Origin of the sequence: Campylobacter sp. IFREMER_LSEM_CL2151 (genome assembly GCF_025771725.1) — a bacterium.
Taxonomy (GTDB): Bacteria; Campylobacterota; Campylobacteria; order Campylobacterales; family Campylobacteraceae; genus Campylobacter_D; species Campylobacter_D lari_C.
Window position 1 is genome coordinate 68,424 of the sequence record NZ_JAKMQT010000002.1, and the last position, 12,926, is coordinate 81,349.

Below are 12,926 nucleotides of genomic sequence, written 5' to 3' on the forward strand. Positions count from 1 at the left end.
TATACTTTTCTTAATTAATTCAAAACTTGCTCTTTTCTTTTTCTATGGCCTCTAAAAATGGCTTTTGATAGCTTTTATCGCTATGTTTTTGCAAAAGTTCTTCTTTGAAATTTTCTAAAATATTAAGATAATCTTCTTGGGTTAAATTAGCTTTGATGAGTTCGTATTTTAAAAATAGCATATAGGTGTTTAACACATCACTTTCGCAGTATTCGTGAATTTTTTCTAATTTGTTTTGATAAAAAAGTTCTAATACTTCATTTCCATGCACATCATATTTTCCAGGAAGTCCTGCCATAGCACAAAGTGTGTCAAGTCTTAAGCCTTTTTGACCAAAACTTCCTAAAGATTCTAATAAATCACAATGTTTATTTTCTACAAATTTACTTTTGTAGTTATTCCATTTATCGCTTGCGTCTAAATAAGCACTTGCGTTGATATTGTATTTTAATGCTCTTATAACAAGCAAAGGCATGTCATAGCTTTTACCATTAAAACTTACAAGGCGGGGTTGGTGTTTGTCTATGAAATTAAAAAACTCTTCTAGCATTTGCTTTTCATTGTCGCCTTTGATTTTATTGACTTTGATGAAATTTCCAAATTTATCTGCAATCACTGCACAAATGCTTACAACTTTATGAAAAGGTAGGGGTAAAAATTCACTTCCGCTTTCTTCTTTTTGTCTTTCTAAAGCTTGCTTGCTAATGCTTAAATCATCGCCATTGAAATCATAAAGATGTTTTATCAATTCTACATCAGGAATGCTCTCACAATCAAAAACGCAAATATATTCTTGCATGATAAACCTTTTTTTAAAAAAATCTTTGTTAAAATCATAACAGAAAATTTAAAAATAAAGTAGTATATGAAAATAGGTTTGGTTAAGTTATCCGCACTTGGAGATATCATCCATGCGGTAATTGTTTTACAATTTATTAAAAAGCATTATCCTAAGGCGAGTATTGATTGGTTTGTGGATACAAGATTTGCAGGATTATTGCAAGATCATCCAATGATCAATGAAGTATATGCCCTGCCTTTAAAAGATAGAAAATTCAAAGAAGTTTTTGCTATGCTTTTTGAAGCAAGACAAAACAAATATGATGTTGTGATTGATCTGCAAGGTTTGATTAAATCTGCTTTAGTGAGTAAATTTTTATGTGCTAATACTTTTGGTTTTGATCAAGAAAGCATAAAAGAGGGCTTTGCGAGCAATTTTTATACGCATAAATTTGCGTGTAATTATGAAGAAAATATTATCGTGCGTAATCTTTCTTTGGTAGCTTATGTGCTAAATGAGCATTTTGATCATAGCGATATAGAGTTAAAACAAAGTTGTTTTAGTGTAGATGATGAGTTAAAAGAAAGCTTAGAACAAAGGCTTTCTTTAAGTGAAAGTGCGCCAAATATACTCATACATATAGGCTCATCTATGCCTAATAAAATTTATCCAAAAGAGCGTTTGATACTACTTTGTAGAATGCTTTTAGAGTATTTTACTAGTGCAAAAATCATGCTTGGTTGGGGCAATGTTAATGAGTTTAATTTTGCTAAAGATATAGTTTTAAATTTAAAACATTTGAAAATAGAACTTGCGCCAAAATTAAGCTTAAGTGAGCTTTGTGCTTTAACTAAGGCAAGCGATCTAATCATCGGAAATGATAGCGGGCCTACTCATTTAGCCTTTGCATTAAACAAGCCTTCTATAACGATTTTTGGTGCTACTCCTAGTCAAAGAAATGCTTATGAAACAAATATCAACAAAACAATCAATGCAGGTAAAAAAATACTGCATTCAAAGCATATAGATAAGAGTGATTTTTGCATACAAAATATCGATGAAAAAGATATTTTTAAACTTGCTTGTGAGCTTTTAAAAAAATGATAAATTATGTATATCTAAGCCTTTTTTACATGTTAAAAGTTCTTGTGAAGATTTTACCTTCAAAACTTTTAAGCTCTTTTGCAAATTTGGTTGCTTTGATCACTTATAGACTTAATCACAAACACCGCAAAATCATTGATACAAACTTAAAAATTTGCTTTCCTAAAAAAGATCAAAAATGGCGTGATGAAACTAGCCATAATATCTATAAAAATTTTGCTAAATTTGGGATTGATTTTATCAAAAATCAAAATGCAAGTAAAGAAGAAATCATCAATAAAATTTGCTTTGATGATGAGGAGCAAATTTTAAATATAATGCAAAGTAAAAGACCCTTGATCGTAACTACGGCCCATTATGGTAACTGGGAGCTTTTGGCTTTATCTTTTGGGGCTAAGTTTCAAGGAATTTCCATAGTTGGAAGAGCGCTTGATAGCGTGATAATGGATAAAATTTTAAGTAAAAATCGCACGCAGTTTAACATAGAGCTTATAGAAAAAAAGGGTGGTCTTAAAAAAATGCTAAAAGCCTTAAAAGAAGGTAGATCACTTGGAATTTTAACCGATCAAGATGCAGTGGATAGTGAAAGTGTAAAAATACAATATTTTAATCAAGAAGTAAATTTTATAGCAGGTGCAAGTGTGCTTGCTAAAAAAACAAATGCTATGGTTTTACCTTGTTTTGTGTATCAAAAAGATGAGAAATTTTTTGTAAAAACTTTTAAGGCTTTAGACGCAAGTAAGGCAAGTATAGAAGAGCTTACTAAGTATCAAGCAAAGTGTTGTGAAGAGATGATTAAATTTAAACCTGATGAGTATTTTTTCTTTCATAAGAGATTTAAAAGATACAATCATGAATTATATTTATAGGATATAAAATGGATTTAAAGCAAATTAGTGTGATAATGATTGTTAAAAATGCTCAAAAAACTTTAAAAGCTTGCTTGGAATCTTTGCAAGAATTTGGCGAGATAGTTTTAATAGAAAATGATAGTAATGATGATACTTTGAAAATCGCTTATGAATTTAGTAAAAGTTATAAAAATATCAAGATTTATCAGCATAAATTTATAGGTTTTGGATCTTTGAAAAATTTAGCCATAAGTTATGCTAGTAATGATTGGATTTTTAATGTTGACGCAGATGAGCTTGCTAAGAAAGAATTTTTACAAGAATTAGCGCAAATTGAGCCTAATAAAGAAGATATCATAGCTTTGCCAAGAGAAAATTTATATAATGGAGAGTGGATTAAAGCTTGTGGGTGGTGGCCTGATTATGTAATGCGTGTGTTTAATAAAACCCATACTAGTTTTAATGAAAATTTGGTGCATGAGAGTTTGATTTTACATGAAGATAGTAAAAAGATTAAGTTGCAAAATGGTTTGAGGCATTTTGCATTTGATGATATCGATAGTTTATTAGATAAGCTTCAAAAATACTCCAAACTTTGGGCTTTGCAAAATTTACACAAAGAAAGTAGTGTTTGCAAGGCATTGCTAAGAGGAATTTGGACTTTTTTTAGAAATTATGTTTTAAAAAAGGGAATTTTTTATGGTTATAAAGGCTTTATCATAAGTACTTGCAATGGACTTGGAGCTTTTTTTAAATATATGAAATTGTATGAGTTAAAAAAACAAAAGCCAAAAACTTGTGCTTTGATTATCACAACCTATAATCAAAAAGAAAGACTTGCTTTGGTGCTTGATAGCGTTAAAAACTTAGAGCCTTTACCAGATGAGGTTTTAATAGCTGATGATGGAAGCAGGGAAGATACAGCTAAACTTATACAAGCTTATCAAAAAGATTTTCCTTGCAAGTTAGAGCATATTTGGCAAGAAGATGAGGGGTTTAGACTAAGTGAGATTAGAAACAAAGCTATTAAAGCTTCTAAAAGTGAATATATAATCGTTATAGATGGAGATATGATTTTAGAAAAAAGTTTTGTAGCTGATCATTTGAAATTTGCACAAAAAAAAATATTTTTGCAAGGCTCTAGAGTAATTTTAAATGAAAGTGAAAGTAAAAAGCTTTTAGATAAAAATGATTTTAGCTTGGCATTTGATAAAAAGGGTTTTAAAAATCAAAGAAATATTTTTTTAGCTAAATGTGTATATAAATTTTCAAAATTAACTAAGAAATTTTTTAAAAAATCACAACTTGTTAAAGGCATAAGAGGTTGTAATATGAGCTTTTATAAAAGTGATTTTGAAGCCATTGAAGGTTTTAATGAAAAATTTATAGGCTGGGGTAGGGAAGATAGCGAGTTTGTAGCTAGGTTTTTGTTTAACAATGGAGTATTTAAAAGATTAAAATTTAATGCCCTAGCTTATCATATTTACCATGAAGAAAATAGCAAAAATATGCTCGAAATCAATCATCAAATTTATCTTGATACTATCAAAAATAAAAAAGTGACTTGGAAATGAAAATTTTATTACTTATTGGGGATATCACTATAGGAGGTGGTGCTGAAAGGGTTGTCGTAAATTTAGCAAATGCACTTTTTGAGCTTGGATATGATGTAAAAATTTTTAGTTTTTATAAACAAGGAGTTGATGTAGCTTATGAATTAAATAACAATATTAAAATAGATTACTTGCATAGCAAATCAAGAGTTGATGTAAAAAAAGAAAGATTATTTTATAAGTTATATTATAAGCATTATGAGAGTTTTTTGCTAAAACAAAGATATAAAGATGTTGATGTGATGATTTTTAATAATTGTCCTCATTTTCCTTTCTTTAAAAATAAGAATACAAAATATATTAATTTTATTCATAATCATTTTAAAAAATATCGATTTAAAAATAATTATTTTGATACTTTAGTGGTGTTATCGGCCAAGCAAATTGATCAGTGGAGAAAATATCATAAGAATGTTTGGGTTATACCAAATTTTTTACCTTGTTTGTCTAATATAAATTCTACTTTAAGTCAAAAAAATATTTTAAGTATAGGCCGTATGACAGCAAATGATGAAAAGGGTTTTTTAAGGCTTATTGAAATTTGGAAGCTTGTGCAAAAAAATGTAAAATACAAAGAATGGACTTTAATTATAGTAGGAGAAGGTGAGTTTAAAAATACTATAGAAAATAAAATAAAAGAAAATAATTTAGAAAATTCAATTATCTTAAAACCTTTTACTAAAGACATAGAAAAAGAATATTTAAATGCTAGTATTTATGTAATGACAAGTAAATGGGAAGGATTTCCTATGGTTTTAGTTGAAGCTAGTTCTTATAAAATTCCTTTGATTTCTTTTGATATCAATACAGGTCCTAGCGATATTATAGAAAATGATAAAAGTGGATATTTAATCGAGGATGGTAATTTGCAAGAATTTGCAAATAAGCTTTGTTTGTTTATGGATGATGAAAATTTAAGAAAACAAATGGGACAAAGAGCAAAAGAAAATATTTCTCATAACTTCTCTAAAGAAAAAGTTATGCAAAAATGGCAAGAGTTATTAAACTCTTGATTTGTTTGCGTATTTTTTAAAATTTTTGAGCATTTTGATAGCTTTTAAAAAAACACTGAAGGTGTTTTTTTGATTTTTTCTTGCATATAAAATACTTTCTCCAAGCATGCAACAAAGTCCAAAAATATCATCATTAATCTTTTGTGGTTCTTTTAAAAAATACTCATCTTTTTTAGTATTATGAATCAAAGATGATATTTTTGCAAAATTAAAACTTTTTATAGCTTTTAAAAGCTCAAATCCCAAAGCACTATAAAGCAAATGATCTTTAATGTTTGCTTTTTGTTCGAGCAATTCTTCATTAAAAATAGGTGTTTTTTCTGCTATTTGCCACCAATAATCATTTATATTTTTACCTTGCAAATCTGTGTATGATTTTAAAAATTTCCAAGGTTTTTCTCCATAATGTAAAATTTTAGGTGTTTTTGCACTTTTGGTAAATTCATCTCTTGTGTAGTTAAGTCTATTTGTTTGCTCGTTTTTACATATAGCATAAAAGAGAGTGATAATATTGAAATTATATGAAAAATCAAGCTTTAGTTGATATTGTGGTTTTATGGTGGCGTTAAGTAAATCTTGATCAGCAGCTTTTATGTAGTAGCATTTACTAGCTAAATCCTCGCATTTTTGTTCTATATTATGTTTTTTCCACTCTTTTAGATTGATAAGTAAAAAACCTGAATTAAAATAATTTTCATCAAAATGCAAAGTGTGTTTTTGATTATTTTCTTTAAATTTTATTTTTGCACGTTTGGAACCAGGGTCGCCTATAACACCGGCTATTTTTCCTTCTAAATTAATAGTAAAAATTTCTCTTATATCACACAAACATAACATATCAGAATCTAAATATAAACAAGTGTTTATTTCATCATCTAATATAGAATTTAATTTTAATCTATAATAAGGAAGTTTTGAGCTATGAGCAGCTCCACTGATAGGATAATGTTTAAAATCATCATCATATTGAATATGAATTTGTATTTTGCATGGGAAGGTTAAATTAAGTTCTTGTTCTAATTTTTGAAGTTTGTTTTTAGTATGATTACTAATAGCATTACTTAAAATATGAAAATAATATATTTCGTTTTCTTGATAAAATTTATTTTTATCTGTATTTTTAATAATGCTTGTAATCAAAACAGCTGTGTATTTAATATAATTTTCATCTGCACTAAAAACAATGTGATACATTTGCTTCCTTTAGGATATTTTTAGCATTTTTTATTTGGATATTTTTTTTAATTTTAATTTTTTTTCTTTGTATTTTAAGGAAAATTTTTTCAAAAAAATTTTTATTTGTGTATTTATATGTTAAATCTATTTTATGTATACTTAAATTATATATAGCAATTTTTAATGCAATTTTAAATTCTTTTTTTGAACTTCTTAATAAGATTTTTAATTGAGATATTATAAAGGTTAAATCTTCAATAAAGTTTAAAATTTTATTTTTGTTTGTATTTTCCTTTGTAGCTGAATTGGGATTATAGCAATAACAATATAAAATTTGATTTTCTATATAAATGCTTTTAGAGTTTAATAAATATAAGAAATTTGTAAATACATCTTCCCCCATGAGTATTCTTTTTTTTGCTGATATATAATTGCTTATTGAATTAATATAAAGATTCTTCTTATAAATTTTATTAAACATTGAATGTATGAGTTCGTGTTTTGTGCTATGTATACAATAGTGCAATAAAAAAATATCAATTTTTATTAATGGTTTGTTAAATTTAATATTGGTATTTATAAAAGTGTTATTTTCTTGCTCTATTTTGTAGTTAAACACTACCACATCTACATTTTTGATTTTTTCAAACCCAAGCTCACAAGCATTAAGCTCTAAATAATCATCAGGATCTAAAAACATTATATAGGGTGAACTTGAATTTAATACACCTATATTTCTACTAGCAAAAGTTCCCAAATTTTCTTCATTGTATATGATTTTTATTCTATCATCTTTACTAGCATATTCTTTAGCTATATCTATACTTTTATCATCTCCACAATCATCTACTACAATGATTTCTATATCTTTAAAGGTTTGATTTATACAAGTTTCTAATGCTCTAGCTATATATTTTTCTACATTATAAGTTGGTAATATGATGGAAATTTGACTCATTTTAGCTCTTTAATAAAGTATGTTATAATTATAGCAATAATTATATTAAAAAATTTTTGGAGTAAAATGGAAAAATTTATTATTTCAAATAGAGAAGATAGTAATGGAACTAGATTTTTAGGACTGATAAGTGCTTTTTATGTAGCTAAAAGGAACAATATTAAGCCTTGTTTTACTTGGAGTGAATCTATTGAAAAGCTAGTAGCAACAGAAATGAATTTGCAAGTTGATAAAAGTTTTTCAAATCAAAAAATAATATCTACTAATATAGACCTTAAAGAAGATATATTTGCTCAAAATTTTATAAATGCTTATTGTATTGAACAATCAAAAATTAATGATATTTTTTCTGTATATAAAGAAAGTGTAAATGGACTAAAGCATTTTGAAGAATGTATTAAAAAAGGAGATAAAACCTTTTATGAGGCTCCTTTTTGGATGATGTATTATTGGAAAGATGTTGATAAAGAGGATTATTTAAAACAGGCAAAATATATATGGGAAAATGAGATTGTTTTTACTCCGAAAATTTTTGATATCATAACTAGCGCAAAAAAACAAGCTGAAAAAATAGAAAACTATATAGCATTACATATTAGAAATGGTGATACAGTCTATTCATATGCTAATTTTAGGAAGTATAATCTTAGTACAACATATCATGCAACTCCATACGAAATAGCTATCGAGATAATACAAAAAGAATTATCTTTGGGAAATAAAATAGTTGTCTTTACAGATGATATTTCTTCTGTAGAAGAAATATTGAGAATAGTGAAATCCAAAAATATTTTCTTCGCCAATGATTTGAGAGATTTTGATTCTTTAACACCAACTCAAATGTTGATATACGATATAACTTTAATGTCAAAAGCAGATAAAATTTATGGAACTTATTCGGCTGTAACTAGATTATCGTCTATAATTGCCGGACATGGACAACATATTAATCCTTATGAATTATTTAGCAAAAAAGAATTTTATAATGTAATGAAAAAAAATTTTAATTTGTTAAAATTGCATCCAGATCAAAAAGCATTCTCATTGTTTCATTTATATTTAAGCGGATTGAAGAATAATGAAAAATTTGAAATTCTTGAAAGTTACTTAAAGATGGCGTTAGAATTTGACAATGAAAATGATAAGTATAGAATATATATTGTAGATTGTTTAATGAAACAAGGAAAAATAAAAGCAGCTGAAGAGTATCTCCAAGAAATTTTTAAAACTAGAAAGAAAGAATTTATGAGTTTACTTTTGCCAAATAAAGGCGAAAGCTCTTTTTTGAAATTACTTATCAACTATCACATAAATAATTCTCCAAAATATAAACATATTTATGATATTTATCTCAAAAGTCTTGAGTGTATTCCAAAATATTTTCACAAAAAACGCCATAAAATTACACTAGGAAAGCTTTTGAAAAAAACTTATTTAAGAAAGAGATTTTAATGAATATATATTATATAAAATTCTTTTTAAGTAGAATGATTTGTCTTTTTTGTTTTAGTAAAAAATATAGAAAAAAAATAAGAAATTTTTTTATAGGACCAAAGCAATTATATTTTGATGATATTGATAGTAAAATTCCTAGTGGAATTCTGAAAAAAATACAGAGTGTTAATAATGAGCATTTTATAGGTATTAATAAATTGTGTAGTGGTAAACATGAAGGTTTTTTTAGTTTTGATTTGGAATCAAAAAATCCAAAATCATCATTAAATCCTTGGGCGTATATAAGAGTGAAAAATGAAGCTATTACTTTAAGAGCTTCATTGGAGAGTATTTTACCGGCTATACAAAGAGGAGTGATAGGATATAATGATTGTACAGATGGTAGTGAAGAAATTATTTTGGAATTTTGCAAGCAGTATCCGACTTTCATACCAATTAAATACCCTTACAATGTCGATATTAATAATCCAAAGGAAGATATTAATAAATTTTATTATTACTGTAATTTTTTAATGAAATATATACCTCAAAATGAATGGTTAGTGAAAATTGATGTAGATCATATCTATGATGCACAAAAACTGTATAAGAGTTTTTATATTCCTAGAGATAATTTTGACTTAGTAGCTTATTCTAGAATGGACTTTATTTATAAAAACAATGATGTTTATATACGAAGATTTCCAAAATTTGGTTGTTTAAATAATGTAGGAAACGATCAGTTTTTAATTAAGAATATTAATTTGCGTTGGCAAGAAAATAGAGATATTATAGGAAAAAAAATATATTATTTAGAAAAAATGAACATAAAGAGATATAAGATATTTCATACAGAATTATTAAATTACCATTTTCCATGTGAGAAAATAAGAAAACATAACACTATTGATGACGTGGAATTGATTTCAGTAGATGATTTTATGAAAAATGATTTTTTTAAGTATAAAAGTTATATTGATGTTAAATTGTTAGAAAAAGAGAAAATTCTATCTTTCAAAAATCAATTTGATTATTCGAAATTTGATAAAAAAGAACAATATGATACAAAAGATTATATTTTTTGAAGCTAATTTTTAGATAGAGATTTCAAAATGTAAAAATAAAATCTTATAATCTCTCTTATAATTTTGGAAGGTATATTAAGTTTCTTTTTTCTTTGTGTTATGGTAGTTTCTACATGATTTAAGTCAAGTAAAAATGGTTTATAGATGGTGTTTTGCGTTTTATTGTAATAATACATATCCATATAATCATCTACGGGCTTAAACCAATATTTTGCTTTTTTAATAAACTTTTTTGCAGCATTTGGGTGTATAAAGTATCCTTGCGTGCCACCAATATTCTCATAACTTATGTAAAAATTGTTATTTAAATGGTGTATTTTTTTATCAAAAAGATAATAAAATCTTATGTATTCATAATTGCTATTTAGTAGTTTTTCAATGATGTTCGGGTTGTTTAAAAGCTCATCACTAAAGATGATATCATCTTCTAAAATGATGATAGGGCTATTAAGTTCTAGACATTTTTTCCATAAACTATAATGAGATGCAAAGCATGATTTTTCACTATCGCTAAGTTCGCGTCCAAGTACAAATTGACACCACCATGGGAAGTGGCTTTTAAACTGTAAATGCTCATTTTTAGAACCATCGATAGCTTTAAAAAATTTAAATTCTAGTTGATTTTTTAAATTCGGATTATATGTGAAGAGTTTTTGAATCTGTTCTTTCATAAAATTTTTTCTATCTTCTGAGCGTTCTAAATTGATGATAAAAACTTTTACTTTTTCCAAACTCTACTCTCTAACCCTAAAATTTCTTTCTCTAAAACTTCTAATATTTTTTCACTAAAATGCTTATGTGGAAAAATATTAGTTAATTTTTTAATGTATTTTAAACTTTGATTTTTATGTTGGTAATTTTGCCATAAAATTTCTTTATTTTTGTTTTCATATCTACCATTTTCATTAAACTCGTAATGATATATACATTCTTTTGACACAAAGAAACTTTCGCTTAGCATAAAATTTATATAGTTAAAAAGCACATCTTCTCCATAACAAAGTTTTTCTTTAAAATCAACATATTCAAAGCTTTTTAAAATCAAATTTTTCTTATATACTTTTGCCCAAACACTCCAACAAAAATGTTTTTGCCTAAGTAAAAATTCCAAAAAATCATCTTTATTATAGTATTCATCTTGCTTAAATCTATAAAATTTCTTAAATTTCACCCTATGCACATATGCATCAAACACTACCATATCTACATTTTTAATTTTTTCAAAACCAAGCTCACAAGTATTAAGTTCTAAATAATCATCAGGATCTAAAAACATTATATAAGGTGAGCTTGAATTTAATACACCTATATTTCTACTAGCAAAGGTTCCTAAATTTTCTTCATTATGTATGATTTTTATTCTATCATCTTTACTAGCATATTCTTTAGCTATATCTATACTTTTATTGCTTCCACAATCATCTACAACAATGATTTCTATATCTTTAAAAGTTTGGTTAATACAACTTTCTAATGCTCTAGCTATATATTTTTCTACATTATAAGTTGGCAGTATGATGGAAATTTGACTCATTTTAGCTCTTTATTTTTTGGTATAATTATAGCTTTTATTTTTAAGGAAAATCATGAATATTTTTATCAATCTTCCTACTTGGCTTGGCGATGCAGTAATGGCTAGTGCAGCTATTTATGCTATAAAAGAAAAATACCCCCAAGCTAAATTTACTTTTTATGGTTCTTTTGTGAGTACAGAGCTTTTTAAACGCTTTGAAAATACTCAAATTTTAGTAGAAAATAAAAAGCAAAGATATAAACAAATTTTAAAAGCTAGAAAAAACCTTGGTAAATTTGATCTAGCTTTTTCATTTCGCTCGGCATTTTCAAGCAAGATCATTTTAAATCTAATCAAAGCAAAAAAAAGGTTTTATTTTGATAAAAATATTCTAAAAGAAGAACATCAAGTCTTAAAATACTTAAATTTCATAGAAAAAGCTTTAAATTTTAAAGCCACTTCAAATTCTTTAAAACTCCCTATAAAAGCAAAATCAACTCAAAAACTTTTAGGTATAAATCCGGGCGCACATTTTGGAAGTGCGAAAAGATGGGAAGCAAGCTATTTTGCAAGGGTAGCAAAAGAATTTAGTTCCACTCATCAAATTTTAATCTTTGGAGTGGAAAGTGAGAGAGAAATTTGTAATGAAATTGAACATTTTCTTTTAAAAGAAGGCATAAAAGTAAAAAATCTTTGTGGTAAAACTAGCATTTATACTTTATGTAAAAATATTTCTATGCTTGATTTACTCATCACAAACGATAGTGGTCCTATGCATATAGGTGCAGCTTATGGGGTGAAAACAGTGGCTGTTTTTGGCTCGACTAAATTTAGTCAAACCTCACCTTGGCAAGAAAATGCTAAAATAGCACATTTAAATTTAGCTTGTATGCCTTGTATGCAAAAGGTCTGCCCTTTAAAACATCACAAATGTATGAAAGACTTAAAGCCTGAAGTGGTAATAAATTTAGCAAAAACATTTTTTTAACATATTTTTCTTTGTGATTTGGGTTTAAACCTCTTGCAAAAGCTTGATAAATGTGTTAAACTTAACAATCATTTTTAATCAAGGAGCTTTTTATGACTAAAGCAGATTTTATTTCTCAAGTTGCTCAAACTGCTGGGCTAACTAAAAAAGATGCAACTGCAGCTACTGATGCAGTAATCGCTACTATTACTGATGTATTAGCTAAAGGTGATAGCATTAGCTTTATCGGTTTTGGTACATTTTCTGTGGCTGAAAGAGCTGCTAGAGAAGCTAGAGTACCAAGCACTGGTGCTACTATCAAAGTACCTGCTACTAAAGTTGCTAAATTTAAAGTAGGTAAAAACCTTAAAGACGCAGTTGCTGCTGCTAAAACTGCTAAAAAAGCTAAAAAATAATTCTTTGCGCAAAAG

Annotated in this window: 13 protein-coding genes; 8 read left to right on the forward strand and 5 right to left on the reverse strand. The window is 26.8% G+C overall.

Annotated features, from left to right (window positions below; genetic code table 11):
• Positions 1-19: 19 nt before the first annotated feature.
• A complete protein-coding gene (locus tag L8V82_RS02210) occupies positions 20-799 on the reverse strand; it encodes a 3'-5' exonuclease (RefSeq protein ID WP_214118359.1) in 780 nt (259 codons plus the stop codon).
• Between the two features lie 66 nt (positions 800-865).
• Here L8V82_RS02210 and waaC point away from each other — a divergent pair, with 66 nt between their 5' ends.
• Genes waaC through L8V82_RS02230 form a run of 4 tightly spaced genes read left to right on the forward strand, consistent with a single transcriptional unit; the run spans position 866 to position 5,362 of the window.
• Positions 866-1,885 (forward strand): lipopolysaccharide heptosyltransferase I, encoded by a 1,020-nt coding sequence (gene waaC, locus L8V82_RS02215; RefSeq protein ID WP_263723850.1) that lies wholly within the window; start codon positions 866-868, stop codon positions 1,883-1,885.
• Positions 1,882-2,754 carry a lipid A biosynthesis lauroyl acyltransferase gene (locus tag L8V82_RS02220; RefSeq protein ID WP_263723851.1) on the forward strand — a complete coding sequence of 291 codons (873 nt, stop codon included), beginning with the start codon at positions 1,882-1,884 and terminating at the stop codon, positions 2,752-2,754. The genes waaC and L8V82_RS02220 overlap by 4 nt, the downstream gene beginning before the upstream one ends.
• 8 nt (positions 2,755-2,762) lie before the next feature.
• Positions 2,763-4,310, forward strand: coding sequence for a glycosyltransferase family 2 protein (locus L8V82_RS02225; protein WP_263723852.1), 1,548 nt, complete (start codon positions 2,763-2,765; stop codon positions 4,308-4,310).
• Positions 4,307-5,362: a glycosyltransferase family 4 protein gene (locus L8V82_RS02230; protein WP_263723853.1), complete on the forward strand. Its 1,056-nt coding sequence runs from the start codon at positions 4,307-4,309 to the stop codon at positions 5,360-5,362. Before L8V82_RS02225 ends, L8V82_RS02230 begins: the two co-directional genes overlap by 4 nt.
• Here L8V82_RS02230 and L8V82_RS02235 read toward each other — a convergent pair.
• Positions 5,351-6,556, reverse strand: a complete 1,206-nt coding sequence (locus tag L8V82_RS02235; protein WP_263723854.1) for a glycosyltransferase family 8 protein — start codon at positions 6,554-6,556, stop codon at positions 5,351-5,353. The genes L8V82_RS02230 and L8V82_RS02235 overlap by 12 nt on opposite strands.
• On the reverse strand, positions 6,537-7,496 hold the full coding sequence (locus L8V82_RS02240; RefSeq protein ID WP_263723855.1) for a glycosyltransferase family 2 protein: 960 nt from the start codon (positions 7,494-7,496) through the stop codon (positions 6,537-6,539). Before L8V82_RS02240 ends, L8V82_RS02235 begins: the two co-directional genes overlap by 20 nt.
• A 66-nt stretch (positions 7,497-7,562) precedes the next feature.
• On the opposite strand from L8V82_RS02240, the gene L8V82_RS02245 reads away from it, so the two are divergent.
• Together L8V82_RS02245 and L8V82_RS02250 are read left to right on the forward strand one after the other, a co-directional pair.
• A complete protein-coding gene (locus tag L8V82_RS02245; protein ID WP_263689682.1) occupies positions 7,563-8,948 on the forward strand; it encodes a hypothetical protein in 1,386 nt (461 codons plus the stop codon).
• The gene (locus L8V82_RS02250) at positions 8,942-10,015 is read left to right on the forward strand and encodes a hypothetical protein (protein ID WP_412175309.1); all 1,074 of its coding nucleotides are present in this window, start codon (positions 8,942-8,944) and stop codon (positions 10,013-10,015) included. The genes L8V82_RS02245 and L8V82_RS02250 overlap by 7 nt, the downstream gene beginning before the upstream one ends.
• A 2-nt stretch (positions 10,016-10,017) precedes the next feature.
• On the opposite strand, the gene L8V82_RS02255 is transcribed toward L8V82_RS02250, so the two are convergent.
• Positions 10,018-10,746, reverse strand: coding sequence for a glycosyltransferase family 25 protein (locus tag L8V82_RS02255; RefSeq protein ID WP_263689680.1), 729 nt, complete (start codon positions 10,744-10,746; stop codon positions 10,018-10,020).
• A complete protein-coding gene (locus L8V82_RS02260; protein WP_263723857.1) occupies positions 10,734-11,549 on the reverse strand; it encodes a glycosyltransferase family 2 protein in 816 nt (271 codons plus the stop codon). Before L8V82_RS02260 ends, L8V82_RS02255 begins: the two co-directional genes overlap by 13 nt.
• 52 nt (positions 11,550-11,601) lie before the next feature.
• Between L8V82_RS02260 and waaF the strand changes: the two genes are divergently transcribed.
• Entirely contained in the window at positions 11,602-12,516 is a 915-nt protein-coding gene (gene waaF / locus L8V82_RS02265) for a lipopolysaccharide heptosyltransferase II (RefSeq protein WP_263723858.1), read from the forward strand.
• Positions 12,517-12,608: 92 nt separating this feature from the next.
• Positions 12,609-12,911 (forward strand): HU family DNA-binding protein, encoded by a 303-nt coding sequence (locus tag L8V82_RS02270; protein ID WP_039619003.1) that lies wholly within the window; start codon positions 12,609-12,611, stop codon positions 12,909-12,911.
• Positions 12,912-12,926: the final 15 nt, after the last annotated feature.

Coding starts and splice junctions, on each gene's coding strand:
- waaF (WP_263723858.1), top strand. CDS start 11,602: ATGAATATTTTTATCAATCTTCCTACTTGGCTTGGCGATGCAGTAATG.
- L8V82_RS02260 (WP_263723857.1), bottom strand. CDS start 11,549: ATGAGTCAAATTTCCATCATACTGCCAACTTATAATGTAGAAAAATAT.
- L8V82_RS02220 (WP_263723851.1), top strand. CDS start 1,882: ATGATAAATTATGTATATCTAAGCCTTTTTTACATGTTAAAAGTTCTT.
- L8V82_RS02235 (WP_263723854.1), bottom strand. CDS start 6,556: ATGTATCACATTGTTTTTAGTGCAGATGAAAATTATATTAAATACACA.
- waaC (WP_263723850.1), top strand. CDS start 866: ATGAAAATAGGTTTGGTTAAGTTATCCGCACTTGGAGATATCATCCAT.
- L8V82_RS02245 (WP_263689682.1), top strand. CDS start 7,563: ATGGAAAAATTTATTATTTCAAATAGAGAAGATAGTAATGGAACTAGA.
- L8V82_RS02270 (WP_039619003.1), top strand. CDS start 12,609: ATGACTAAAGCAGATTTTATTTCTCAAGTTGCTCAAACTGCTGGGCTA.
- L8V82_RS02210 (WP_214118359.1), bottom strand. CDS start 799: ATGCAAGAATATATTTGCGTTTTTGATTGTGAGAGCATTCCTGATGTA.
- L8V82_RS02225 (WP_263723852.1), top strand. CDS start 2,763: ATGGATTTAAAGCAAATTAGTGTGATAATGATTGTTAAAAATGCTCAA.
- L8V82_RS02230 (WP_263723853.1), top strand. CDS start 4,307: ATGAAAATTTTATTACTTATTGGGGATATCACTATAGGAGGTGGTGCT.
- L8V82_RS02240 (WP_263723855.1), bottom strand. CDS start 7,496: ATGAGTCAAATTTCCATCATATTACCAACTTATAATGTAGAAAAATAT.